20 protein-coding genes and 1 tRNA gene are annotated in these 24,618 nt (G+C 66.6%); 5 read left to right on the top strand and 16 right to left on the bottom strand.

Annotation, left to right across the window (positions count from 1 at the left end; all coding sequences use genetic code 11):
* Nucleotides 1–2: 2 nt before the first annotated feature.
* A complete protein-coding gene (locus AB0M01_RS23610) occupies nucleotides 3–734 on the bottom strand; it encodes an ABC transporter permease (RefSeq protein WP_363672883.1) in 732 nt (243 codons plus the stop codon).
* Nucleotides 731–1,636, bottom strand: a complete 906-nt coding sequence (locus AB0M01_RS23605; protein ID WP_363672881.1) for an ABC transporter ATP-binding protein — start codon at nucleotides 1,634–1,636, stop codon at nucleotides 731–733. The genes AB0M01_RS23610 and AB0M01_RS23605 overlap by 4 nt, the downstream gene beginning before the upstream one ends.
* A 103-nt stretch (nucleotides 1,637–1,739) precedes the next feature.
* Here AB0M01_RS23605 and AB0M01_RS23600 point away from each other — a divergent pair, with 103 nt between their 5' ends.
* A complete protein-coding gene (locus AB0M01_RS23600) occupies nucleotides 1,740–2,429 on the top strand; it encodes a hypothetical protein (protein WP_363672879.1) in 690 nt (229 codons plus the stop codon).
* Here AB0M01_RS23600 and groL read toward each other — a convergent pair.
* The 9 genes from groL to AB0M01_RS23555 form a co-directional block, all read right to left on the bottom strand.
* A complete protein-coding gene (gene groL / locus AB0M01_RS23595) occupies nucleotides 2,426–4,117 on the bottom strand; it encodes a chaperonin GroEL (protein ID WP_363672877.1) in 1,692 nt (563 codons plus the stop codon). The genes AB0M01_RS23600 and groL overlap by 4 nt on opposite strands.
* A 52-nt stretch (nucleotides 4,118–4,169) precedes the next feature.
* Nucleotides 4,170–5,195 (bottom strand): NAD(P)-dependent alcohol dehydrogenase, encoded by a 1,026-nt coding sequence (locus AB0M01_RS23590; RefSeq protein ID WP_363672875.1) that lies wholly within the window; start codon nucleotides 5,193–5,195, stop codon nucleotides 4,170–4,172.
* A complete protein-coding gene (locus tag AB0M01_RS23585) occupies nucleotides 5,192–5,875 on the bottom strand; it encodes an iron-sulfur cluster assembly protein (RefSeq protein WP_363672873.1) in 684 nt (227 codons plus the stop codon). Before AB0M01_RS23585 ends, AB0M01_RS23590 begins: the two co-directional genes overlap by 4 nt.
* Before the next feature lie 26 nt (nucleotides 5,876–5,901).
* Entirely contained in the window at nucleotides 5,902–6,945 is a 1,044-nt protein-coding gene (locus AB0M01_RS23580) for an amidohydrolase family protein (RefSeq protein ID WP_363672871.1), read from the bottom strand.
* A gap of 19 nt (nucleotides 6,946–6,964) precedes the next feature.
* Nucleotides 6,965–7,336: a propane 2-monooxygenase effector subunit MimD gene (gene mimD, locus AB0M01_RS23575; protein ID WP_363672869.1), complete on the bottom strand. Its 372-nt coding sequence runs from the start codon at nucleotides 7,334–7,336 to the stop codon at nucleotides 6,965–6,967.
* Entirely contained in the window at nucleotides 7,333–8,517 is a 1,185-nt protein-coding gene (locus AB0M01_RS23570; RefSeq protein ID WP_363672867.1) for a hypothetical protein, read from the bottom strand. Before AB0M01_RS23570 ends, mimD begins: the two co-directional genes overlap by 4 nt.
* Nucleotides 8,514–9,584 (bottom strand): 2Fe-2S iron-sulfur cluster binding domain-containing protein, encoded by a 1,071-nt coding sequence (locus tag AB0M01_RS23565; protein WP_363672865.1) that lies wholly within the window; start codon nucleotides 9,582–9,584, stop codon nucleotides 8,514–8,516. The genes AB0M01_RS23570 and AB0M01_RS23565 overlap by 4 nt, the downstream gene beginning before the upstream one ends.
* A gap of 98 nt (nucleotides 9,585–9,682) precedes the next feature.
* Nucleotides 9,683–11,332, bottom strand: a complete 1,650-nt coding sequence (locus AB0M01_RS23560; RefSeq protein WP_363672863.1) for a hypothetical protein — start codon at nucleotides 11,330–11,332, stop codon at nucleotides 9,683–9,685.
* Nucleotides 11,333–11,489: 157 nt separating this feature from the next.
* A complete protein-coding gene (locus AB0M01_RS23555) occupies nucleotides 11,490–11,723 on the bottom strand; it encodes a hypothetical protein (RefSeq protein ID WP_363672861.1) in 234 nt (77 codons plus the stop codon).
* A gap of 113 nt (nucleotides 11,724–11,836) precedes the next feature.
* Between AB0M01_RS23555 and AB0M01_RS23550 the strand changes: the two genes are divergently transcribed.
* Nucleotides 11,837–13,663 (top strand): GAF domain-containing protein, encoded by a 1,827-nt coding sequence (locus tag AB0M01_RS23550; RefSeq protein ID WP_363672859.1) that lies wholly within the window; start codon nucleotides 11,837–11,839, stop codon nucleotides 13,661–13,663.
* Here the strand turns inward: AB0M01_RS23550 and AB0M01_RS23545 are convergent.
* Complete coding sequence (locus tag AB0M01_RS23545) at nucleotides 13,660–14,898, bottom strand: MFS transporter (protein ID WP_363672857.1); 1,239 nt, start codon at nucleotides 14,896–14,898, stop codon at nucleotides 13,660–13,662. The two genes, AB0M01_RS23550 and AB0M01_RS23545, sit on opposite strands and share 4 nt — an antisense overlap.
* Before the next feature lie 56 nt (nucleotides 14,899–14,954).
* Here AB0M01_RS23545 and AB0M01_RS23540 point away from each other — a divergent pair, with 56 nt between their 5' ends.
* Nucleotides 14,955–15,914, top strand: a complete 960-nt coding sequence (locus AB0M01_RS23540; RefSeq protein WP_363672855.1) for a DUF5937 family protein — start codon at nucleotides 14,955–14,957, stop codon at nucleotides 15,912–15,914.
* A gap of 269 nt (nucleotides 15,915–16,183) precedes the next feature.
* On the opposite strand, the gene AB0M01_RS23535 is transcribed toward AB0M01_RS23540, so the two are convergent.
* Complete coding sequence (locus AB0M01_RS23535; RefSeq protein WP_363672853.1) at nucleotides 16,184–19,858, bottom strand: hypothetical protein; 3,675 nt, start codon at nucleotides 19,856–19,858, stop codon at nucleotides 16,184–16,186.
* A gap of 226 nt (nucleotides 19,859–20,084) precedes the next feature.
* Here AB0M01_RS23535 and AB0M01_RS23530 point away from each other — a divergent pair, with 226 nt between their 5' ends.
* Nucleotides 20,085–20,981, top strand: a complete 897-nt coding sequence (locus tag AB0M01_RS23530) for a pyridoxal-phosphate dependent enzyme (protein ID WP_363672851.1) — start codon at nucleotides 20,085–20,087, stop codon at nucleotides 20,979–20,981.
* Here AB0M01_RS23530 and AB0M01_RS23525 read toward each other — a convergent pair.
* Nucleotides 20,978–21,964, bottom strand: a complete 987-nt coding sequence (locus AB0M01_RS23525; protein WP_363672849.1) for a hypothetical protein — start codon at nucleotides 21,962–21,964, stop codon at nucleotides 20,978–20,980. The genes AB0M01_RS23530 and AB0M01_RS23525 overlap by 4 nt on opposite strands.
* Nucleotides 21,965–22,083: 119 nt before the next feature.
* Here AB0M01_RS23525 and AB0M01_RS23520 point away from each other — a divergent pair, with 119 nt between their 5' ends.
* Nucleotides 22,084–22,470, top strand: coding sequence for a hypothetical protein (locus AB0M01_RS23520; protein WP_363672847.1), 387 nt, complete (start codon nucleotides 22,084–22,086; stop codon nucleotides 22,468–22,470).
* Nucleotides 22,471–22,619: 149 nt separating this feature from the next.
* Here AB0M01_RS23520 and AB0M01_RS23515 read toward each other — a convergent pair.
* Both AB0M01_RS23515 and AB0M01_RS23510 read right to left on the bottom strand, forming a co-directional pair.
* Nucleotides 22,620–22,700, bottom strand: a tRNA-Leu gene (locus tag AB0M01_RS23515).
* A gap of 43 nt (nucleotides 22,701–22,743) precedes the next feature.
* Nucleotides 22,744–24,387 (bottom strand): VWA domain-containing protein, encoded by a 1,644-nt coding sequence (locus AB0M01_RS23510; RefSeq protein ID WP_363672845.1) that lies wholly within the window; start codon nucleotides 24,385–24,387, stop codon nucleotides 22,744–22,746.
* Nucleotides 24,388–24,618: the final 231 nt, after the last annotated feature.

Here is a 24,618-nt window from a genome sequence, read left to right as displayed (position 1 = left end):
TCCTACTCCCACCGGAACCAGCGCGCCGCCACGGCGGTCAGCACGACAGCCCAGGCCGCGAGGACCCCGAGGTGCGACCAGTCCGGCCAGTGCCCCGTCGACGCCTGGTCGAGCGCGCTCGCCGCCGCGCCGAACGGCGTCAGTTGCACGATGTGCGCCATCAGGTCCGGCATCGACCGCACCGGGATCCAGAGACCGGCGCAGAACAGGCTGGGGAAGAACACCACGGACCCGATTGCGCTCGCGATCTTCGCCGTACGGGCCAGTGCTGAGACCAGGGCACCGAGTGCGAGCGCGGCCGCTGCGGTGAGGAGGAGGGCGAGCACGTACCCGAAGGCCTGCTGCGGCAGCGGTACGTCGAACGCGACCCGCCCGATCGCGAGGCAGAGCAGCGCCGACACCACGGCCGCGGCGCCGTTCAGCCCCATTTGCGCGGCCAGCAACGCTGCTGGGCGGACCGGTGTCGCCGACATCCGGCGCAGGATCCCGCGCTCGCGGTACCCGGTCAGCACCGGCGGCATCGTCTGCAACCCCGCCACGACCAGCGCGACCAGCACCAGAATCGGCACGTAGACGTCGATCAGCCGGAACCCGCCGCTACCGTCGCGGAACGACGGGATCGAGCCGAGGATCACCAGCAGCAGCGGCGGGAAGCCGATCACCCAGAACAGCACTCCTGGCTCGCGCCGGAACAACCGGGCCTCGGCCTTGAAGACCGCCGTCGTCGCACTCATTTCGCTGCTCCTGTCAGGTCGAGGAAGGCGTCGTCGAGGGTCGCGTCGGTGACGCGGAGCTGCCGCGCGGTGATCCGCCGCCGGGCCAGCAGCGACAGCAGCGCCGTCACCGTGTCGTCGTCGCCCTTGAGGGTGATCCGGCCGTCCTTCTCCTCGACCGTCACCACGGCGGGCAAGGCCGCCAGCTCCGGGGTCGCGAGCGGCTCGGACGGCGTGAACGAGATGACGGTCGCGCCGGTCGCCCGGCTGATCAGCCCGCGCGGGGTGTCCAGCGCGGTGATCCTGCCCTTGTCGATCACGGCCACGCGGTCGCACAAGCGCTGCGCTTCCTCCATGAAGTGGGTGACCAGCAGGACGGTCACGCCTTGCCGGCGCACGTCCTCGACGATCTCCCAGGTGTCGCGCCGGGCGCGGGGATCGAGTCCGGTGGTCAGCTCGTCGAGCACGACCACACGCGGGTTCCCGACCAGCGCGAGCGCGATGAAGAGCCGTTGCTTCTGGCCGCCGCTCAGCGTCCCGAACCGCTTGTCCAGGTGCTCGACCAGCCCGAGCCGCTCGGCCAGCTTGCCCCAGTCGGCCGGCCGCGGGTAGAACGCGGCGTACAGCTCCAAGGCCTCCCTCACGGTGAGTTTCGCCTGCAGCTCGCTCTCCTGCAACTGCGCCCCGAGCACCTGCCGTACGCCGGCCCGATCCCCGACCGGATCCAGCCCGGCCACCCGCACCTGGCCGCCGTCCGGGACCCGCAGCCCCTCCACACACTCCACGGTCGTCGTCTTGCCGGCGCCGTTCGGCCCGAGGATCCCGAAGATCTCGCCCTCCTCGACCCCGAACGACAATCCGCCGACGACCTCGCGGCCGCCGTACGACTTCCGCAGCTGTTTCACCTCGACCACTGTTGTCATACCCCGAGCTTCGGCCAGAGCACCCCGTCCCCACATCGCCCATCGAGCTCGCGATCCGTCAGCCGATCGGTTGATCTCCTCCTCGTGCGACAGTGGCCCGACGATGACGATCTTCACCTTCCACCTCGCCGAGCTCCGCCCGGCCACGACGGCGCGCGCCCTGTGGAAACCGCCGACCGCGCCCGGTCTGCGGTACGCCGAGTGCCTGGCGCTGATGCGGCTCGGCGCGCCGACGATCTCCCCGGCGCGGATGCAGCTGCGCCGGATGGCGATGTTCGCCCGGTGGGAGGACGAGGCTGCTTTGGAGAGCTTCCTGGCTGAGGATCCTCTTGGCCGGCAGCTCGCCGCAGCCTGGCACGTCCGCCTGCAGTACCTCCGCCGCTGGTCCCGCCTGGCCGCCCTCCCCGATCTCCCGGCTCGAGCCGGCGAGTGGGATCAGACCGAGCCGGTAGTAGCCGTCACCCTCGCCCGCATGCGCCTCCCCGAGGTCCCCAGATTCCTCAAGTGGGGCAAGCCCGTAGAACGACTGGTCCGCGACCACCCGGCCACCACCCTGGCCCTGGCCGCGATGCGCCCACCCCGCACCATCTCGACATTCTCGATCTGGCGTTCCGTCCAGGAGATGGAGCAGATGGTCCACGGCCACAGCACCGTCCCCGATCCCGCCCGCCACGCCGTCGCGATGAAGGAACGCCGCCGCCGCGACTTCCACCACGAGTTCGCGACGCTCCGGTTCCGGCCGCTGTCGGAGCACGGCTCCTGGCAGGGCCGGACCGGAATCGTCCCTCGCTAACCCACCGACGGCCCCAGGCCCAGCGACTGCGGCGTACTGGAGTCAGGTGACGGTTGGTGCAGCCCCTCGTCCAACGGCCCGAACTCCGTCATCAGCGCCGCGCTACCACCCCACGGCGTCTGTTCCTCGGCGATCATCGCGTTGGTGGTGAGCAGCAGGCCGGCGACCGACGCGCCGTTCTGCAGCGCCGAGCGGGCCACGCGCAGCGGGTCGACGATGCCCATCTCGAGCATGTTCCCGTACCGGCCGTCGAGCGCGTCGAAGCCGTCGTCGGGGCCGAGCTGGTCGATCTGAGCCAGCACCTCGTCGCCGTTGTAGCCGGCGTTCGCCGCGATCAGGTACGCCGGTTCGCGCAGCGCCCGCCGTACGATCTCGACGCCGGTCTTGTAGTCGTCCTTCACCTCCAGGTCGTCCAGCGCCGACGCCGCGTGCAGGATCGCCACGCCGCCGCCGGCCACGATGCCCTCGGCCATCGCCGCCCGGGTCGCCGACAGCGCGTCCTCGACCCGGTGCTGCAACTCCTTCAGCTCGGCGGGCGTCGGCGCTCCGACGGAGATCACCGCGACCTTGCCGGACAGCGCCCCGATCCGCTCGGTCAGCACGTCCTCGTCGACCCCGAAGGTCGCCCGCTCCAGCTCCGCCCGCAGCTGCGCGAGCCGGAACTCGACGTCCTTCTCGTGCCCCGGCGAAGCGACGATCGCCGTCCGGTCGGCGGTGACCCGGACCTGGTCGGCCCGGCCGAGCTTGTCGACGCCCATCGTCTCCAGCGTGAATCCGGAGTGCCGGCTGAGCACCGCGCCACCGGTGATCGCCGCGATGTCCTCCAGCTTGTGCAGCCGCCGGTCGCCGAAGCCCGGCGCCCGCACGCCGACGCACTGGAAGTGCCCGTTGACGTGGTTGTGCACCAGCATGCTGAGCGCCGTACCTTCGAGGTTCTCCGCGATGATGACCAGCGGCTTCGGGTCGCGCATCACCTTCTCCAGCAAGGGCATCAGCTCCTGCACCTTGCTGATCTTCTCGCTGCACAGCAGCAGGTACGGGTCGTCGACCACAGCCTGCAGGCTGCCCGGGTCCGTCACCATGTACGGCGACAGGTACCCGTTGTCGAACTCGAACCCCTCGACGAAGTCGACCCGGATCCCGTGCACCGCCGACTCCTCGACGGTGACGATGCCGCCGTCGCCGACCGAGTGCAGCGCCTTGGCGATCACCGCGCCGACCGCGTCGTCGTCGTTGGCCGAGATCGCCGCGACGCGGCCGAGATCCTGCTCGGTGGCGACCGGGTGCGCGACCTGCCGCAGCCGCTCGACCAGCCGGGCCACCGCGATGTCGATACCGCGTTTGACCAGCACCGGGTTGCCGCCGGAGCCGATCGCGGCCATCCCCTCGCGGACGATCGCGTGCGCCAGCACGGTCGCGGTGGTGGTGCCGTCGCCGACGATGTCGTTGGTCTTGATCGCGGCTTCCTTGACCAGCTGGGCGCCCATGTTCTCGAACTGGTCCTTGAGGTGGATCTCGCGGGCGATCGTGACACCGTCGTTGGTGACCACCGGGGAGCCGGTGATCTTCTCCAGCACGACGTTGCGCCCCTTCGGCCCGAGCGTGGAGCTGACCGCCTCCGAGAGCTGGTCCACCCCCGCCAGCATCAGCTCGCGCGCCTGGGCACCGAACCGCAGTTCCTTGGCCATCGTTTGCTCCTCAGTACGTGCCCGGTCCGGGCGAACGGTCTGCCGGAGTGCGCTACGGGACGAGGATCGCCCGCCCCCGCACCCGGCCGGCATCGAGATCCGCGACCGCCTCGGCGGCCGCCTCCAACGGGTAGGTCCTGGTGTGCAGGGTGACCTTGCCGGCCTGGGCGAGGGCCATCAGCTCGGCCAGGTCGTTGTAGGTGCCGACGATGTTGCCGATCACGTTGCGCTCGGTCGAGATGATGTCCAGCGTCGGCACCCGCAGCTCGCCGCCGTACCCGATCACGAAGTACGAGCCGCCCGCCGCGGTCATCGCGAAACCGTCCTGCTCCGCGCCCTGCTCGGCGACGAAGTCCAGTACGACGTGCGCCCCGGTGCCGCCGGTCAGCTCCCTGACCGCCTCCACCTGATTGCCATCGGCAACGACAGTCTGGTCGGCGCCGAGCTGCTCGGCGAGCTTCAGCGCGTCCGGGTTGCGGTCGACGACGACGATCCTGGTCGCGGTCAGCGCGGCCAGGCACTGGATGCCGATGTGGCCGAGGCCGCCGGCCCCGATCAGCACGCACGTCGTACCGGGGACGAGTCGCGGGATCGCCTTGCGGACCGCGTGGTACGCCGTGATGCCGGCGTCGGCGAGCGCCGCGACGTCCTTCGGCTGGGTCTCCGGATCGAGCTTCACGCACGCGCGGGCCGAGGTGAGCAGGTACTCGGCCATCCCGCCGTCGCTGTCCAGCCCCGGGAAGGTGCTCAGCACGCAGTGCATGTCGTTGCCGGCCCGGCAGGCCTGGCACAGGCCGCAGGTCGGCGTCGGGTGCAGGATGACGGTGTCGCCGACCTTGACGTTGGTCACCGCGCTGCCGATCTCGTGCACCCAGCCGGCGTTCTCGTGCCCGATCGTGTACGGGAGCGTGGGATTCATCGCGTCGGCCCACTGGCCCTCGATGATGTGCAGGTCGGTCCGGCAGACGCCGGCACCGCCGATCTTGACGATCACGTCCAGCGGGCCGCTGATCTTCGGCTCCGGGACGTCCTCGACCACTGGTTGCTGGTGGTAGCCGTGCAGCCGGACAGCTCTCATCCTGGTCCCTCCTCACCCGCTCCGGCCCCGGCGTACCGGTGCTGGAGCATTCCCCTGCAGATCCCGGTGTTGGCCTCGATCCCGGTCCGGGTGAGCCGGGCCAGGCCCAGGTGCCTCGGTACGCCGGCCGCGGCCACCGGCGTACCGGTGCCGGGGTCGACGAGCAGTGCCGCGCCGTCGTCGCTGGGCAGCCCGAGCTCGGCGCGGCGGCGGCGCAACCTGTCCAGGTCGACCGACGGCGGGACATCGCCGAGCGTCAACCGGGACAGGTCCGCCGGATCGGTGCCTGCGGCAACCAGTGGCCGGCAGACCTGGTCGGTGCCGGCCAGCATCGCCTTGGTCACGAAGACCCGGCGCAGCTCGTCCAGCTCCGCCGCCGCCTCGCCGTCGAACGCCGCCACGAACCCGGCCCGCGCGGCGACGCCGGCGTTGATCTGGTCGGCGGCGAAGTGGTCCTCGAGCGCCACGTCGACGGTCCGGACCTCGGGCAGGGCCGCCAGTACGTCGTACGCGTCGGCGACCATCAGAAAGGCGAAGTTCGGCGCGCAGAAGTACGTCGGCAGCCGGAGCCGGACGACCACGTCACCGGCCGCGGACACGTGGCAGGACGCGACGAACCCGAGCGTGGTGACGGGTTCGTCCAGCTCGGGGTCGCGGACCAGGTCCAGGGCGCTCAGCACCCTGGACCTCTGCGTGGCCGTCGTCATTACTGGGTGACCAGCTTCGCGTCGTCCTGCGCGGCCGGCTCGGCGTCGCGCAGCTGCAGCTCGTCGGGCACCTTCAGGTCGTACAGCTTGGCCGCGTTCAGGCCGAGGATCTTCTTCTTGCCCTCGACGCCGAGGCGCGGGTAGTCGGCGAACTCCGGCAGGTCCGGGAAGTCCCAGTCCACGAAGCCCTCGATCTGCCACTTCGGCTCCCAGATGCCGTAGTCGCTGCCGAAGGTCATCTTGTCCTCGCCGACCCAGAACAGCAGCTCGCCCATCACCTTGTTGAAGAAGTGCGGACGGGCCGCCATCAGGCCGCCGATCACCACCGACAGCCCGGCGTACACGTTGGGCTCCTGGGTGGCCATGAAGCAGAAGTCCTCGATCCGCGGCAGGCCGACGTGCTCGACGATGAAGTTGAGCTCGGGGAAGTCGGTCGCGGCGTGGTCGATGTCGGAGACGTCGAACGCGTCCTTGTCCAGCGGCCAGATGGTGGGGCCCTTGTGGACGTGGATGTTCTTGATCCCCAGCTCCTGGGCCCGGGCCAGGTAGGTGTACGCGGCCGGGTCGGTGAGCTTGTACCCGCGCGATCCCGCGTTCCACTCGGCCGTGTAGAGCTTCACCCCCTTCGACCCGTACCGCTCGACGTTGCGGGCCAGCTCCTCCAGACCGGCGTCACCGTCCCGCGGGTCGAACCGGGTGTTCAGCACGAACATCCCCGGGTGCTTCTCGCCGAGGCCGGCGTTCTGCTCGGTGGTGTTGAAGCCCTGCGTGTACCACTCCTTCAGGTACGTCGGCTGGAAGACCGCGACGTCCACGTAGCCGTCCTCGAAGACGTCCTTCATCAGGTCGTCCTCGGTGTAGCTCATGAACTTCTCGATCGGCCAGTGGGTCTCCTTCGGGGCCAGGCTCTGGTACGCGTGGAAGCACTCGATCCAGCCCTTGGCGTACTGCTCGGCCCCCGGCACCCAGTTGTCCGGGCCGGCGTTCCAGTAGTGCATGTGGCTGTCGACCACGAAGTACTTCTCGCCGTTGTGCTCGTACACGGTTCCCCTCCTGAGCTGGTCAGCGGGTGGTCAGGTCGAAGCCGATGTACTCGGCGGCGTCCTCGGGGTTGGCGAACATGATGGTGCGGTCGTCGAGGTGGATCATCCGCCCGTAGTGGGTGGACATGTTCTCCTCGAACTGGGCCGCGTCGAAGAAGCCCTGCTCCTCGCCGAGCGCCTCGGAGATCTCGTCGTAGACGACCTCCATCTTGCCGACCGCGTCGACCCGGATCATCGACGGCAGCGGCGTCACGGTGACGTTGTCCTCGGCGCTCATCACCTCGGCCACCACGGCGCCGACCTGGTTGTTCATCAGCGTGAAACCGCACCGGTTGGACGGGGTGTTGTCGGACTTGAACGGGCTCTCTGCGGTGGTGAAGGTGGTGCTCACAGTCCCAGCTCCTTGGGCTCGGTGAGGCCCAACCCGGTGACGATGCCGCTGAAGCGGCTCTTCACCCGGTCCAGCCCGTCCTCGAATCGGGGCGGCTTGGTGTCCGGCTGCGACCACAGCGGCTGCAGCTTGCGGGCCGCGCTGATCGACCGCTCGGTCCAGGTGGCCAGCCAGTCCTGCAGGAGCGCCTTGTTGTGGTCGGCGAACTCCTTGTCGTTGGTCAGCAGCTCGAACATCGCCTTGGTGTAGCGCAGGTCGCGCTCGGCGAAGTCGTACTCGGCCGCGCCGACCACGGTCGGCGTCACGAAGTCACCGTTGCCGGGGGCCGCGTGCTGGACCAGCTGGCTGCGGAACAGCTCACCGACCAGCGGCTCGAACACGACGTTGGCGGCGAAGATCGCTTCGCACCAGTCGTCGATCCCGGTCAGCTGCTCGGCCACTTCACGGACGCCCTGCCAGGCCGGGTCGGAGTTCCAGGTCTCCAGGTGGCCCTTGCCGTCGAAGTCCTCGATCTCCTCGCTCAGCGTCAGGTTGTACAGCGCCAGGTCCTGGGCGGCCCGGATCCGGTGCATGCTGTTCACCGAGATCGCGTTGTTGTGCATGTTGGTGGGCGCCCGCCGGTTGGCGTTCGCGAACAGGTACAGCCCGAGGCCGTGGTCGACGTGCATCCAGGCACCGACGTGCTGCTCGACGAAGCGGATCCAGTTCCGGTTCCACTGCTCGAAGGCCTTCGACTGCCGTGCTGCTTCGACGTTCTGGGTGACCTGCCGGACGACGTTGGAGTTGTACCGGTAGAGCGTCATCTCCCACTCTTCGTTGGGATCGCGGAACTCGTGCCAGCCGGTCGACGGCCACTCCTTCACGATCATGCCGCCGGAGCCCGGCCCGCGCTGCGGCGAGGGCAGGTCCGAGCCCCAGGCCTTCAGCTGGGTCCACTCCAGCGGGTAGCCGCCGCGGCCGTCCGCGAAGCCGTACAGCCAGCCCTGCGTCAGGTAGTGCCGCGGGTCCGGCTGGACGTCGACCGTGACGTCCTCGTAGTGGCTCTGCTTGCGCTTCTGCGGGGTGTAGTAGTTGTACCGGCGGGCCGTCGAGTCCGGGAAGACCTTGGCGCCGGCCTCGGCGTCGGTGAAGACCGGCTGCGGCACACTGCGTGCCTGCGGGGATTCCTGTGTGGTCGTCATCTGGCTTCTTCCTCCAGCGCGGGATCACCGGCGTCGCCGGTGGTGGTGAACTTGTCGTAGAAGATGCGCTTCTGGGCGACCCCCAGCCGTTCCAGCAGGGGGAGCGCGGCCTCGACCATCGGCGGCGGGCCGCAGACGTAGGCGTCGGCACCGTCGAGGTCGTCCTCGTACCGGGCGACGACGTCGGTGATCAGGCCGACCTCGCCGTCCCACTCGTCGTCGCCGGCCGGCTCGGACAGGGCCGGCAGGTAGCGGAAGTCGGGAAGGGTCGCGGCCAGCGACCGCAGCTCCTCGTCGAAGCACAGGTCGCGCAGCCCGCGCGCGCCGTAGTAGAAGGTGGTCGGCCGGTCGATCGCCCGTTCGGCCATCGACCGCAGCAGCGACAGGATCGGGGCCATCCCCGCCCCGCCGCCGAGGAACACCAGCCGGGCGCCGGGGTTGTCGCGCAGGGTGAACACCCCGAACGGCCCGGTCAGGTCGAGCCGGTCGCCGACCGCGACGCGCTCGTCCAGGTACGACGAGAACAGCCCGCCCGGGTAGATCTTGATCACGAACTCGAGCTGGCCGCCCTCGCGGCTGGACGTGTTCGCCATCGAGAACGACCGGGTGGCCCGCGTCCCGGGGACGGTGATGTCGACGTACTGGCCCGGGAAGTACTTCAGCTCGCCGGGTTCCAGCAGCCGCAGGACCAGGTGCCGCATGTCGTGCGTGACCGCGGTGTTCGCGACCACCTCCGCGACGGCCTCCTGGATCGGCAGGCCGGACCTGATCATGTCCGCGTCGTAGTTGAGCAGCTCGATGGTGAGGTCCTCGTAGGCGTGCGCCCGGCACAGCAGCGTGTAGCCCTCGGACAGCTCGTAGTCCGGCAGCGCGAACGTCGAGTACCGGTCCAGCTCGAGGTCGTCACCGTCGAGCACGAACGACTTGCACGACGAGCACTGCCCTTCCTTGCAGCCGTGCATCAGCATCACGCCCTGCTCGGCCGCGGCCCGCAGGATGGTCTGGTCCTCGTCGACCTCGATCTCGATGCCGACCGGTTCGAACCGTACGACGTGCTTGTCGCCCATGGCTCCTCGGCTCCTCGCAGCTGCTCCGTGCGCCGGCGAAAACGGACCTGGGGGAGGGCGAGCGGGGGTCTCGCCCTCCCTGGTGGAGGGGTCGTGCGTCAGTTGTCGACCGGGGCCCGGCCTGCGGGACCGCCGCGCACGTAACGGGCCGCGAAGGCCGTCCGCTGGTCGTCGGTCATCTCGTTCAGCAGCACGTTCGGGCTCTGCAGCGGGGGACAGCGCCGCAGATGGTCGAGCGTCCACATCTTGTCGGGGTTCAGGTCGAGGTGCGGCTGGGCGACCATCGTCTTGCCGTCGTCACGGACGAAGCCCATGTCGGAGACCACGTCGGCCCAGTTCCAGCCGTGGTACAGCGTCTCCCACTCGCGGTGGCCGATCAGCTGACCCATGTTCGGCGTCTGCCGGCCCTGGTACGTCGGCCGGAAGGCGGTCTCATCGGTCCACTTGCACATCTCGTGGCAGTACGTGCGCCACTGGCCGTCGACCTCGGCCATCACCATGTCCTCACGGACCAGGCACGGCACCATGCAGGTCCAGCAGCGGTGCGGGTACTCGTAGTCGACGTCCTCGAAGACGATCGGGTTGTGCCCGTTCGGCGTGGCCAGCCGGTTGTAGTTCTCCCACCACTTGCCGTACCGGTCGTACCAGCCCGGGTACTTGAACTCGAACCACTCGAAGTCCTTGTCGGTCATCGGGTCGATCCGCCAGTAGTTGGCCAGCCAGCCGGTGGCGAAGAACTGCGCGACCTCGTGCACGTAGCCCTTGTTCCAGATCTGGTTCCAGGACTCCTCGATCAGGTCGTGCGGGATCTCCAGGCCGTACTTCTCCAGCGGCACCAGGTAGCTGCGGTAGTAGTCGTCGTAGATCCAGCGCCGCCACATCTCGGCGTACGACTCGCGGTCCTTGCGCCGGTCCTTCGTGCCGTATTCGATGAACGTCCCGATCGCCGCGTCGACGACGCGGTGGTTGTTCCACCAGGCGTAGCGCAGGTCGCGGGCCAGCAGTTGGTGGTTGCTCTCGTCGGCCAGCGCCATCAGCAGCGTGGCGTACCCGTTGCTGATGTGCCGCGACTCGTCGGACTGCACCGAGTGGAACACCGTCGGCAGCAGGTAGTCGCCGTTCGCGGCGGCCTCGGCCGGCATCGCGACGAACAGCGTGTTGGTGAAGGCGGTCTCGGCCACGATGGTCAGGTAGACGCTGGCCGCGGTGATCGCGTCACCGGTGATGAAGCCTTCCGCGAACTGCCGGCCGATGGTGCCGCAGTAGTCGCTCTGGAAGTTGCGCAGGCTGGAGTTGAAGCCCGCCGGGTCGATGTAGTTGTTCATGTACAGGCGCTTCAGGTTCTGCTGGATCGTCGAGTGCCGGACCTCGTCGATCATCTGGATCGCCTGACCGTTGTGCAGTTCCGGGTTCGGGACGGTCCGGAACAGCAGCGGCATCGCCCGCGCGGCCGAGATCTCCGGCAGCGGGATGATGCTCAGGAACAGCTTCTGCCACTCCAGCCAGCGCTCCTGCACCTGGCGGAACATGTTGCCCCGGATGGCGCCGTCGGACGCGCCGTACACCCGGTGGTCCTTCTCCTCCTGCATCGGGAAGTACGAGCGCAGCACCTGCTTGAGCGGGTCCTTCTTCTGCGCCTTCTGGAACGTGTAGTCGGTCCCGTACTGGGAGACGGGCTCGTGGTAGGCGGGCTCCCAGGACAGTTCCTGGATCTTCTGGTGGGCCTTCGCCACACTCTGGCGACTCATGGCACTCCTCTGTGGCTCGCTGTGGCCGCTGGCCTGGCCCCACCCCCACGGGGCCGTACGACGTGGGCTGGGCCACGTCCTGCTTGCTTTCTGCAGTACATCGCAGCCGCGGAGTGCCGGGAGGTCTCAAATTGAGACTCCAGTTGCCTGGTGGGTTTCAGTCGTTGCCGAAGACGGCGTCTCGGATATCGGCGAGCTCCGGGGCGGCGTCCCGCAGACTCCGGGCGTCACCCGGTACGGCGGGCCGGACACCGAGCGCGACGAGCAGCGCGGCGGCTGCCTCACCCGGATCGCCGGCCGACCCGAGCACCGGGTGCAGCCCGGCGTCGGCGAGCTGGTGGAAGACCGCGTTGACGACCGTCCAGGGGTTGTACGTCTCGTCGGTGGTCATCTCTCCATCAGAAACCCTGCGCTCCGCGGTGGCTGTCTCAAATTGAGACAGCCACCGGCGCGGACGTGACTACGCTGGAGGGATCGGTGCTGTTCCCGAAACGAGGCCCTGTCATGGAGGACCTGGAGACCATTGCCGGAGACAGCGGCCGGACCGAGCAGGCCCGGCTCAGTTTCCTGACCTACGACGCCTTCCCGGTCGGCGACGTCCGCCGTCCGGTCCTCGCCTCCTGGGTCCGTTCGCGCCGCCGCAACCTGCCCGCGGACCGGATCGAGCTCCCGTACGTCTCCGATCCCGATCTCGACCAGCCGCTCACGCGCAGCGCCGACCCGGTCCTGCTCCGGCTGCACGAGCACCTCGACGGCCAGCCGATCAGCGTCATCCTGACCGAGCGGGACGGCCTGGTCCTGCGCCGCCTGACCGCCGACACCGGCCTGAGCCGGCACCTGGACCGGGTCCACCTCGCCCCGGGGTTCAGCTACTCGGAGCAGTTCGCCGGCACCAACGGCATCGGTACGGCGCTCGAACGCGGCGGCCCGATGCACGTCTTCGGGCACGAGCACTACGCCGAGGACCTCGAGGACCTGGCCTGCGCCGGCGTACCGATCAAGCACCCGATCACCGGCAAGACCGTCGGCGCGATCGACCTGACCTGCTGGCGCAAGGACGCCGGCTCGCTGCTGATCGCGCTGGCCAAGACCACGGCCGACCAGATCCGCGCGGCGCTGATGCGCGACTGCTCGGCGCGCCAGCAGGAGCTCGTCGAGCAGTACCTGCAGGCCGGCCGGCGTACGGCGGACATGGTGCTCGCCTTCGAGGGCGACCTGCTGGTGATGAACACCAACGCCCGCCGCAACCTCGACAACAGCGACCAGGCCGCCATCCTCGCCCACGGCACCGATCTCCTGTCCGCGGGCCGCACCGCCATCGCGGTCGAGCTCCCCAGCGGCAGCCGCGTCCGTATCACCTGCCGCCCGGTCCCAGAAGGCGTCCGCACCACCGCCGCCGTCCTCCAGGTCACCCCACTGGCCCCCGGCCTGGGCGTGATGACCGTCCGCGCCAGCCGCCCACCCCCACGCCCCGAGCTCCCCGGCATGGTCGGCCGCAGCGGCCCCTGGCTGGCCTGCTGCCGCGACGTCGACAACGCCTACCGCGCCGGCCAGTGGATCGTCCTCACCGGCGAAACCGGCACCGGCAAGGCGGCACTGGCCCGCGCCGCCCACCAGCAGAACAACCCCGGCGGCGCCCTCGCCGTACTGGACGCTGCCGCCGTACCCCTGTCGAACGCTGGCGCCCCCGACTACCTGACCCCACCCGACTTCGCCGCCGACGTACAGGCCGAACTCTCCGACGACACCACCCAGGCCGTCATCATCCGCCACGCGGAGCACCTGGCCCCACCCCAGCTGGACGACCTGGTCAACGGCATCTACACAGCCCTCGAGACCCGCCGAACCGACCCACCCTGGGTCGCCCTGACCCTCACCGCCACAACCACCACAGACCCCGACCTGGGCGATCTGCTCCCGCTCTTCCCCCTGACCGTCACCGTCCCACCCCTACGCCACCACGCCGACGACATCCGCGAGCTGGTCCCGTTCTTCCTGAGCCAGCTGAGCCGCGGAGACCTCCGCTGCTCTCCCGAGGCCCTCCACCAACTCCTCCGCTCCGCCTGGCCCGGCAACACCGCGGAGCTCCACCGAGTCCTGAACCAGATCGTCCGCCACCGGCGGCGTACCGGCCAGGTCGTCCTCACCGACCTCCCCGCAGACCTCCAGTCCGTCAGCCGCCGAAGCCTCAGCCCTCTGGAAGCTCTGGAACGAGACGCGATCCTCCGCAGCCTCCTCGACAACAACGGCAACCGCCGCGAGGCGGCGCGGGCGTTGGGGATGTCTCGAGCGACGATCTACCGGAAGATCCACGACTACGGCATCCGCTAACTGACTGCTGCAGGTTCGTGGTGCCGGCGGTCGGCAGCGCGATTGGCGACCACACCTGTCGCAGTACCTGCGGCTGCGAACAGCACCCCGAGCCCGATCCACCCGGGCACGCCTTGGTCCACCGCAGTCGTGGTGACAACCGCCGGCCCAAGCATCAACGCAAGCGCATGCCCGGTCTGACTGAGACCTTGGTACGCACCAGCCCGCGCGGGGTCGGCTAGCTCGAAAGCCATTCCCCAGCTGCCCGCTTCCCCCTTGGTCTCCGCCGCTGAGGAGGCAAGCGCGCCAAGCAGCAACACGACGGTCGCCGCGACGGCGCCGAGCTGGCCCGCTGTGGCGAAGAGCAGGCAAGCGATTAAGAGGAGCAGCCCTGCCCGGCGTACGGATTGCCCGGCAGTACGAACGTTCTGCGTCCCCCGCGACGCGCGAATCTGAAACAGCGCCACGTACGCGGTGTTGACTAGCAGCAGCGCCGACACGACGACCGTCGGCGCCTCGGTATGGTCCGCCACCCAGAGCGGAATCCCGACCGACGTCAGCCCGAAATGAATCGCGACCACCGCGTTCAGCAACGTCGACGCCACATAGGTCCGATCACGCAACGGCGAGGGCCCGCGCGGTACGCCGAGCGCAGCCGACACATCCATCCGCGCGGCAAGCCCGGAGACCCTTCTCCGCAGACCAATCAGCGGCAGCGCCCCGAGCAGCGTGAGCACACCGACCACAACGATCGTGACCCGGTACGCCGTCGCCGTGTCGACCAGCAGAGCCAGGCTCGCCAGCAACGTGCCGACACCCATCAGCACGTTCATCACCACCCGCAGCCTCGCCCGAACAGCAACCCGCTCCGGCCCGACGTACCAGCGAGCGAGCATCGTCATCTGCGCGGTGCCCTGCAGCCCGCGAGTCGTCGACACGCACACCGCGACGGCCAGGAACGTGATGAGGTCCCCGGCGAACGCGTAAGCCAGCAACGAGACTCCGTTGGCCGCCAACGCCCATTGCTGCAGGCGATCCGCGCCCCACCGATCACTCAGCCGCCCACCGACGTACGACGCCAGCACCCCGAACCCACCCGCCACGGTCAGCCCGATCCCGATCGCGGCCGGCGACAACCCGACGCCCCGCGTGAAGTAGAGAGCGCTGACGGCGAAGAACATCCCGCGCGACAACGACAAAGCAGCAACAGCAGACGCGAGCGCCCGCTCGACAGGATCCTTCAGGAGTTGAGCCACCGTGCAGTTCTCGCACCACCCGGCACTGCTCCGCTAACGATGTAGCGTATTACTTCATGATCGAGTACGACCTCGCCGCCAACGACCTGGGCGAAGTCCGTTTCGCGATCTCTCCTATGAACGAGCTCGTCCTCTCCCTACGCGCCCTCCGAGACCCCGGCCGCTTCCCCCTGCAACTCCCGTGGCTCCGAGCCACCGAGCCCGCCCGAGCCCAACTCGATCTGGACCTCCTGCTCGCCCTGTCGAACGAGGTCCTCTGGGTCCCGGACTTCCTCACCCCGAGACCCCACACACCCCTAGGCAAGATCGACGACGAACTCGCCGCCGTGTCCACCACCCCGTCCTCGGTAGTCCGAGCCGACCTGGCGAGAGTCCACCCCGACTCCCTACCCCCGGTACTCCGCGGCCGCCCCGACCGCCTCCTCACCCGAGTCCTCGCCGCCCTCTCGCAGTACTGGGAAACCTGCTTCACCCCGTACTGGCCAAGGATGCGCACCATCCTCGAGTCCGACGTCGTCTACCGAGGCCGAGTCATCGCCCAATCCGGACTGGCCGCCATGTTCACCGACATCAGCCCCCAGGTCCGCCTCACCGGCCTGACCCTCCAAATCATCCTCCGCACAGACCTCACCTACCGCACCTCAGCCGCCGGCCGAGGCCTGACCCTCGTCCCCAGCCTCTTCAGCCGCAGAGCCTCCACCCCCATCTCCCCCGAAGAACCACCCCACCTCATGTATCCGGCCCGAGGCCTAGCCACCCTCTGGGAAACCCCACCCCCAGCCTCCCCCCAAGCCCTCACCAACCTCATAGGCCAATCCCGAACCCACCTACTAACCCTCCTCGAAACCCCCACCTCCTCAACAGAACTGTCAGTCCGCCTCAACGTCACCCCCACCGCCGTCAACCAACACCTGAGAGCCCTCCACACCGCCGGTCTCCTCACGAAAGCCCGCCACGGCCGCTCAGTCCTCTACTACCGCTCAGACCTCGGCGACCAACTCCTCCGAGGCATCTAGCCGTGCGCGGTCTTGCCCAGATCAACGGATACGAGACTCTTGGACGAGCACAACAACCGCCGGAGGTACTCCGCGCCCCAAGCACGTCTTAAGCCGTCAGGCGGAAACTGACATCCTCGACCATTGCGCATCTCCGCGACTCGTACTAGGTGCACGGACGGTTGCGCGGGATAGGCGAGGTCAAGCGAAACCCAGACTCGCAGACGCATTTGCCGTAGCGGTCTGCTCGGCTGCGCCAATGTTGGGACAATACCCGAGTAACCATGAACTCAGGCTGAAGCAATCACCACGATCGTCGGTGGCCTGGTGCGCCGAGGGTCAACCTTCTCGAGATGGCCAGCCAGCTCCAAGCGACGGAGGACAGCAAAATGATGTTTGTCTCCCGGGAGAGTAGCCGTGGCTCCTGGTGATGCGAGGAGCTCGTAGTCGCCGCTGAGTAAGATGAGGACATCGAGAGTTTCATCCGGCGTGATGGTGTCACCAAGCTGATCGATCAGTTCCATGAGCAAGACGCCATCTCTGGTCGACTCTGCGATTCGCGACAGCAGTCGTAGGTCGAGCGGGATCTTCTGCAGCGCTGCAAAAACACCGGCCGCTCGAAGAGTGATCCCATGGTCGCCGGGAGCGAACTCGTCCATTCGGGCAAGCACCGCCCGTTTCACTGTTTGGTCGATCGTCGGACTGCTCAACAGACGGGCGACCGTCGTCGTGTCGAGTAGGTCCGGAACGACGAACTCCGCGAACTTCTTCGAACGCTGGATCGCGTAGTTGAGTGTCTCCCAGTCTCTGGCGCCGAAGCGGTGGAACAGTTCGACAGTGTCCTCGCAGATCCCGTGCTCGATCAGCAGGCCGAGAAGGTGTCCTTCCTCAGGATGAATCTGAGCTGGCTCTAGACGCTGGTCTAGTTCCAGAGACGCGGCAAGTGTGACTCGATTCTCTGGATCCGCGATCGCATCCGCGCCGCCAATGATCTCCACAGCGAGACGCAGTCTTGTCTCGCTGTCTCCATCAGTCGCGTCCGGCTGAGCACTCGTGTCGATGGCTTTGGCATCGACGAGGAAGTCCCCCAGAGCCAGATCGATGCCTCCGACCTCATCCATGTACGTGACGACGTTACTCAACGTAGGCGAGAACCTTGCGGAGAGCGCTAGGGCGGGCCAGATATCTCGTGGCACGTCGGTCAGATGCGTGATCATGCAATCCACCGCAGCACCTCGACAAACTTCTACGAGATACTGATCCTCCCAGCTCTGCAGGCTGGTGATCACTTCAGAGAATTCTGCAGAAGAGGCGATGGTTGAGACGGTTGCGCGGTCGGTTTCGACCGCGTCGAGGTATTCACTAGGGTGATCAGCGCAGTACTCGAACACGCTCTGGGATATGTCGGAAATTGTGTCCAAGCTGATGTTGTCGGGGTCGCCGAGAGCGATTCGAAGGTTCGATGCAGTCAGAGCATAGCTCGCCGATTCGACGATCAAAGCTCGAACCTTGGGGTCGAGAATGGCGAGGTCATCGACTACAACCCCTGCCTGACTGGCAACCCATGCAGCACTCGACGCGATCGATCCATCGGATGGATCGGTGAGACATGGCAAGTTTGCGTAGTTGTGCTGGAGGTAGTCAGCCACCACTGCACTGGGGCCAAGGTCACCTCCGGATGGGTAGTGACCGACCGCCTCGTTGACCAACTCCAGCCGACGCTCGGGTCCCAAGTCAAGGGTCAGGATCAGGCGTTCAAGAGTTAGAGGCCAGCTTGCCGCTAAGCGTTGAACAGCTCGCAGCGGCAGCGACCCTTCGCTCAGAAACGACTCAAGAAATCGGCTCTCGCTAGGGCCGTCGATACGGACGATACGTTCCAGAACGGACGCTGCCCTTATGTCATTTCTGGCCAGCAGGAAGCTAAGTATCGCTATGTTGTAGGCGCACTCTTGATCCAGGAACGATGACTTCGTCTCCCGCAGGACGCTGGCGATGTCCTCGGCCTCTGGGAAGTGGTAGTTGATATCCGGGATGTTGGGTTGGACGTGTTGCACGATGAAATTCATCGCAGGCATTGAGACGCGCTTCCCGTAGTACTGGGCCACGTAGAGTGCGAAATTTTGATCGATGAAGCCTCGACGGACCAGGTCGCGACCAACTTCCGACTTGAGGGTCTCCTTCAGAATTTCTTCGAAGGCCACCTCCTCACCTTCTCGACGGAGAGTGAAGTCGGATCGTTCCGCGAGATCTGCGAAATCGGCGCTTCTGAGGACCTCTATGTCTTGGAGGATCTGGTGACTCTCGAGCTCAAGCGCCTTTTGTTCCCGTTCATCCCAGTCATTCGGATCTATGTCGCCCAAGACGAGGTTGAGGAGGATGTCGGGGGTGATTCGGATCGTCTGAGGGTTGTAGGAAGGACTACTGAAGGTGACCACCACCGCTCGGCGGCCTCCGACGAGCAGATTCCAAAACCTCTCTGTAAGTACCTCCTCCGGGTCGAATGTCTGGTCTTCGATCGTGCAGGTCCTCGTTCTCAGGCTGGAGAAGGGCGCGGCCTGCTTGAACATGTCGAGGAATCGGTTCAACTTCGTTCCGTACTCTTCAGACCGTGCTGCGAGAGCATCTGACAACGCGACCGAATCACCGATATCCCGGAGACGCTTGCGTCGCAACGTGAGTGACTGATCTACCAGATCTCTGCTGGCCCGATAGAGGTCATCGAGACGGCTGCGACCAAGTTGAACCTGTTCGAAGTCTGCAAGGTGGAGGTTCTTGTAAACCATCATCGCGAAAACCGCGTCGGGGCGAAGGTCGTGAATTCCTTGCTTGCGAGTGATGAGTCGCTCGGCGAAGACGGCATATTCGTTGCGGATGTTCTTCAACAGTCGCATGTCGGGGACGTGACGGGCGGTCAGATCGATCAGGTCGGGGCTCACGGGAACGAGTGATCCCGCGGCAAAGAGCTTCGTTAGGAGGTCGCGCGAGGTTCGATGGGTGATGAACGGAACGACTGGGATCACCAGGTCAAAGAACTTCGTGCGGTTCGCGCGAACAGCTTCGGCGCCGGCCGCATCGTCGTTCACCAGCAAAGTATCGTGGCCGAGCTGCTCGAAGATGCTGTCCTTGAGGGCGTATACGAACTGGACTGTCTTCTTACGTGTGATGAGCGAGGCGTTTAAGAGAGCGTTCAGCTCACGCAATGCCTCGAAGATGTGGGGATCGTTGAATCGATCGAGGTCCTCGAAAACGACGACGTCGACCGGAAGAGTCTGAAAGTAGTAGACGACCTCGTCTAGATACTTGTCGAAGTAGCTGCCTTCTTTGTCCGTTAGAGAGATCGACGCTCCTGCAGCGGAGACTGACGAGATCACCCGGTTGTGCACAGCTATACGGAGCCACGTCAGCCCAGCAACCGCGAGAGCGGAGAAAACACCGACGGTGGCTACCTTGCCGAACGCTCCGTCCGCGCCCGGGAGGTGAGCCAGATCGGGAAAGAATCCCAGGAACCAGAGCAACCCACCGACCACACCCAGCTGGGCTGCCGACGAACCGGCCACCTTCCAGTGGCTCAATGCCACGATCCGTCGGTACCTGGACTGTGGCAGCTCCTCAGGCGGGCGGCTGTGGAGGAGCTGCTTCACAAGCTCCTTCTCGATTTGATTCGTCGGAGACTCGTCAGGCTCAGCTGGACCAAGCGTTGACAGCGACAGCATCAGCACACGGCTTGAGTACAGCTCGGCGAACCTCTGCAGAACGCTCGACTTGCCCGCTCCGTACCGACCTGTCAAGGCGATGTTTCGGACGTTGCTGTCGGCCAAGGCCTCGACCAGACAATCCACGTACTCCTGGTGCTGCGAGGGGTCGAACGCCGGAGTCAGCGGCAACAGCGTAGGCACTTTCTTCCGGGAATCAGCAGCGTTCCTGGATAATCCGATTCTGATCTTGAGTTGGCTGAATAGCCCCATCGCCGTCTCCTCGATGACACCGAGCCTCGCGGCCCGGTTCCGAACTGACGAGCATCATGCCAGCGTGCATCGACAGTTCCCTACTCCCTGGGCGGCCCGCCCTGGTATAGCAAGGACGACAGAGATCGCCAATCAGCAGACGAGTGGTCGCTCGTGCGTCGCTTCGGTCATGTTGGTCTGTCGGGCAGCGGAGTTGAACTCGCACGACGGATGACATGCTTGCGGTATGGAAGATGTCAAGCTCAGGATTCCATCGCCGGAGGCGGAGCTTGGAGGCGGCATACGTGCGGCGACCGGCGTCCGCGTTCTCTTGAAGCGGGATGACCTGATTCATCCCGAATTGCCGGGGAACAAGTGGCGGAAGCTCAAGTACAACCTGGAGGCTGCTCGGGCGGGTGGGTTCGGGACGTTGCTGACGTTCGGTGGGGCCTATTCGAACCACATTCGGGCGACGGCTGCGGCTGGGTACTACGGCGGGTTTCGGACGATCGGGGTGATTCGTGGGGAGGCGCATGATCCGCTGAATCCCTCGTTGGCGTACGCCGTCTCACGAGGGATGGAGTTGACCTACCTGGATCGGGCGACCTATCGGGAGAAGGCGACAGACGAGGTCGTCGACGCGCTGCGGCGGGAGTTCGGGGAGTTCTATCTGCTTCCGGAGGGTGGGAGCAACGCGGAGGCGGTGCGGGGGTGTGCGGAGTTGCCGGCGGAGATCGGCGACGGGTTCGACGTGATCATGTGCGCGGTGGGGACTGGTGGGACGTTGGCCGGGATCGCGTCTGGGTTAGGGGAGGGGCAGCGGGCGATTGGGGTGCCGGTGCTCAAGGGGGCTCAGTTTCTGGAGGGGGAGGTTGCTGAGCTTCAGAGACAGGCTTTTGGAGCTGCGACCTCCAACTGGACGATGGACTACGAGCATCACTTCGGTGGGTATGCGAAGCGGACGGCGGAGTTGGACGAGTTCGTGGTGGACTTCGAAGAACGGCATGGGCTGCGGCTCGACTGGATGTACGTCGCGAAGATGATGATGGCGCTCTTCGATGCGGTTGAGCGGGGTGAGTTCGCTCGGGGGTCGACTGTTGTCGCGGTGATCAGCGGGTCTGACGAGGTGCCGGTGGTTGGCTAGTCGCCCAGCCAGTCGAGGCGCCATTCGCCGGTGTTGACCTTGAACTCCTTGTCGAAGCCGAGCCAGCGGCCGGTCATCGACTGGCCCTGTGGGCTGACGATCAGCTGAAGGGTTCCGTGGTAGACGGCGCCGCGGTAGTAGCCGGTGCGGGACGTTCGTTCGGTCCAGGTGCCGGTTGCGATGGCCCCGGTGAGTGAGAGGTCGAGTCTGAGGCGGGATTCGCCCTCTGCGGCTCGGTTGTGGCCGGTGAGGCGGCCTCCGTGGTGGCGTAGCCGGACCTCGTGCTCGCCGAACAGGTCCTCATCGCGTCCGGACGAGTGGTAGCCGTAGCGGGATGCCCAAAGGCCTGACAGGGTGCCGCGTGGCGGTTCGCGGTCCGGGTCGTCCTGCTCGAGTTCGGTCGGTACGGCGGCCGCGCCCAACGACAGCGCTGACGACAGCTTCAGCATCAGGTTCTGGCGCCTGGCGGCGGGGACGATGTCGCGCGTCCAGGTCCGGACTGCTGCTGCGAGGTCGTCGATGCTGGAGTCTTCGAGGCCGGCGATCAGTGCTTCGACTGTCGCTGCGTCGTCGCTGCTGAGCTGGGACTGCAGAGTGGCGAGCTCGGCGCGCATCTTCTGAGCGGTGTCGTCCTGCCGGAAGTCGGCTACGTCGATGACGAGGTCAGAGACTGAGCACTGGTAGAGCTGCGCCAACCTGCTCAGGACGTCTAGAGACGGCGCGTAGCCCGTCGCGGCCGGCCACTGCTCCCAGTAGGAGAAGTTCTTGAATGTCTTCGGGTCGTCCGGCCAGGCCTCGGTCCACTGGGCAGCTGCGTCGCGCTGGCTCCAGCCACGGACGAGGCGGAGAGCTACTCGCGGATTCAGCCGGTACCGCTCGGTGAAGGCCTGTGCGACTTCCACCCAGGTGCGGCCTTGTTCGCGGAGCGCGGCAGACCACTGAAGGCGCTCCTGGCGGAGGCTCTGCACGGAATCGGAACTCACAGTGCTCATGATGACACTGATTGTCCCCGTTGCGCGGGGAGTTCTCCCCGGAATGCTCACTGTCTGTCCCGGTGGTTCGGAAGCCGTCGTGACGACAGAGTCGAGGCAAGGTCAGCGCGGTGGGTGAGCTTGAATTCCCTGCCCTGCCGCGCTGGCCGATCCAAGGTCGAACGGGGCGAGGGATGGTTGGGATCAGTGGCGGCGACAGGCCTGTGTTGCTCGGCTATATCTGCAGAGGTCTGCTGGCGGGTGACCAGCAAGTCGACGAGGTCGTTCTGGCCATGGCCGATTTCGCGGATGCGATCGGGTTCTGCCTCGAACGCACCTTCGTCGAGGATGCCGTCGGAACGCCGACGGCGTTCGGTGCGTTGGTGGAGTCTCTCGGCGAAGCTGGCGGAGACGCGGTGCTTCTGCCGGGGTTGCTACACATGGTGGTGCTCGGTCCGCAGGACGACATCAAGCGGCTCTTCGAGTGGGTGACCGGAACTCGTGTGCTGGTTCTGTGAAGCGGCGCTGCTGCCGAAAGACAACCTCAGCCACAGACAACCCAACTATATTTTCTCTTCTTGTGTTTGTCTTGCTTTTGTTCTTTGATGTATTTGTACTTCTTGAATTACTTGTTCTTAGGTTTTTGGCTTTTGCCTTGTGCCGTGTGTGCCAGAGGCGGGACTTGAACCCGCACGCCCGAGGGCACCGGCACCTAAAGCCGGCGTGTCTGCCGTTCCACCACTCTGGCTGGGACTGCTCCCCAGGAGGTTAGCCTAGGGAGCAGTCCGGGGTCAGCGGTTCTGCAGGGCGTCGATGAAGACGTCCTGGAGGTCCGTGGGGTTGCGGGCCACGTAGCTCTGGCCGCCGGTGGCCTGGGCCAGGCGCTTGAGCTCGGTCTCGTCGGCGTCGGGGCCGATGCCGAGGGCGATGATGCGGACCGGGCGGGCCGGGTCCTTCAGGCCTTCGAGGATCTGCAGGGCGCGGTCGAGGCTGACGCTGCCGGGGTCGTCGTTCTTGCCGTCGGTGAAGAGCAGGACGGTGTTGACGGCGCCGGAGTTGTACTGGCTGCGGACTTCCTTGATCGCGGCGATCGCCGTGTCGTAGAGGCCGGTGCCACCGCCGACGCGGGCCGACTGGGACTTCAGGTTGTTGATCATCTGCTGCCGGTGGCCCGGGGTCAGCTTGCCGATCGGGACCAGCTTCTTGAAGTCCGCCTGCTCGGGGCCGATCTTCGTCGAGAAGACCCACAGGCCGAGCTCGGCCGAGTCGGGGAACAGCCGCAGGCCGTTGTCGGCGGCCTCGATGGTCAGCTGCATCCGGGTCTTGGCGCTGCCCGGGACCTTCTCGGCCATCGAGCCGGACACGTCGATGACGGCCAGCGAGTGCGCCGACAGCGACAGCGTGGTCCAGCTCTGGATGGCCTTCTCGATCGCGGTCGGGGTCGGCTTGGTGAGCTGGGTGATGTCGCCGACGCCGCGGCCTTCGCCGAGCGGGCTCATCAGGGCGTCGCGGAAGCCGGCGTCGTCGCGGGACTGGCCGACGGCGTCGGTGAGCATCTGCTCGCCGAGCGCGCGGCCGGCCTGGGTGACCGCCTCGATGTTGTTCTTGGCGGTGACCACGACCGGGTAGTCCATCAGCAGCGTGCCGGTCTTCGGCACGATCGCCTTGACCTGCGCCGCCGGGTTCTCGTCCTGGTACTTGACGAACGCCTGTTCCGACATCGGTACGACGACGGAGCTGCCCTCGGTGGAGGCCCGGCTGAGTGGACCGGACACCTCGGTGTACTGCTTCGGCATCGAGCCGAGCCGCTGCGCGAGCGGGACCAGGACCTTGGCGACCTGGCTGTTCGACGCCGACGTCTTCGCCCGCTCAGCCTGTACGGCGAGCAGCGCGAGCGCGCCCGACGACTGCTTCAGCGGGTCGAGCAGCGCCGGCTGGGTTGCGGCGAAGAGGCCTAGCCACGATGAGGTGTTCGCGAAGTTGTCGGAGCGCCCGACCAGGACCAGCGGCGACGTCGCGAGCGACGGGACCGCGATGCTCGGGATCGACTCGCCGTCGTCGGCGCGGCCGACCCACAGCGAGGAGTCCGGCACCCACAGGTCGGGCCGGCTCTCACCGTTGTTCGGGTCGCTGGTCGAGATGTCCTGGGCCACCGACGCGGACTGGGCCGCGGTGATGGTGAACTGCAGGCACGGGTTCCCGTCCTCACCGCCCTTGGCCATCAGCGCCTTGGTCGCCTGGTCCAGCTGCGGCTGGAACTCGGGCGTCGTGCTGAGTTTGATCTGGGTCGGCTCGTCACACTTGCCACCCAGCAAACCGTCGGCGCCGGACTCGGATCCGAAGGAGCGGACCACGAACACGGCACCCAGCGAGAGCACCAAGAGACCGACAGCGGTCAGGTACACCGGTCGGCGGTTGTTGTTACTTCGCGTCACCGCAGAGGAATGTTTTCCCATCGCGGCAGGTCCCTCCCTCCCAGAGGCAGACTGCGCGCGCAGATTACCCGGTTTGCACTGGTCAGGGCCAAGGTCGCCGACCACCGTGACCGCACCGGGACAAGCCCGTTATTGAACCCCGGGCGGCTCCGGAGTACTGGTCGGTCCCGGTTGAGCGCAAAAGGTCACTGAGGGTAGCGCGGAAATCGCGGTCCGCTCAGGAGCCGATGT

The sequence above is a fragment of the Kribbella sp. NPDC051770 genome, assembly GCF_040681455.1.
Lineage (GTDB): Bacteria > Actinomycetota > Actinomycetes > Propionibacteriales > Kribbellaceae > Kribbella.
This window is presented reverse-complemented; position numbering and strand designations above follow the sequence as displayed.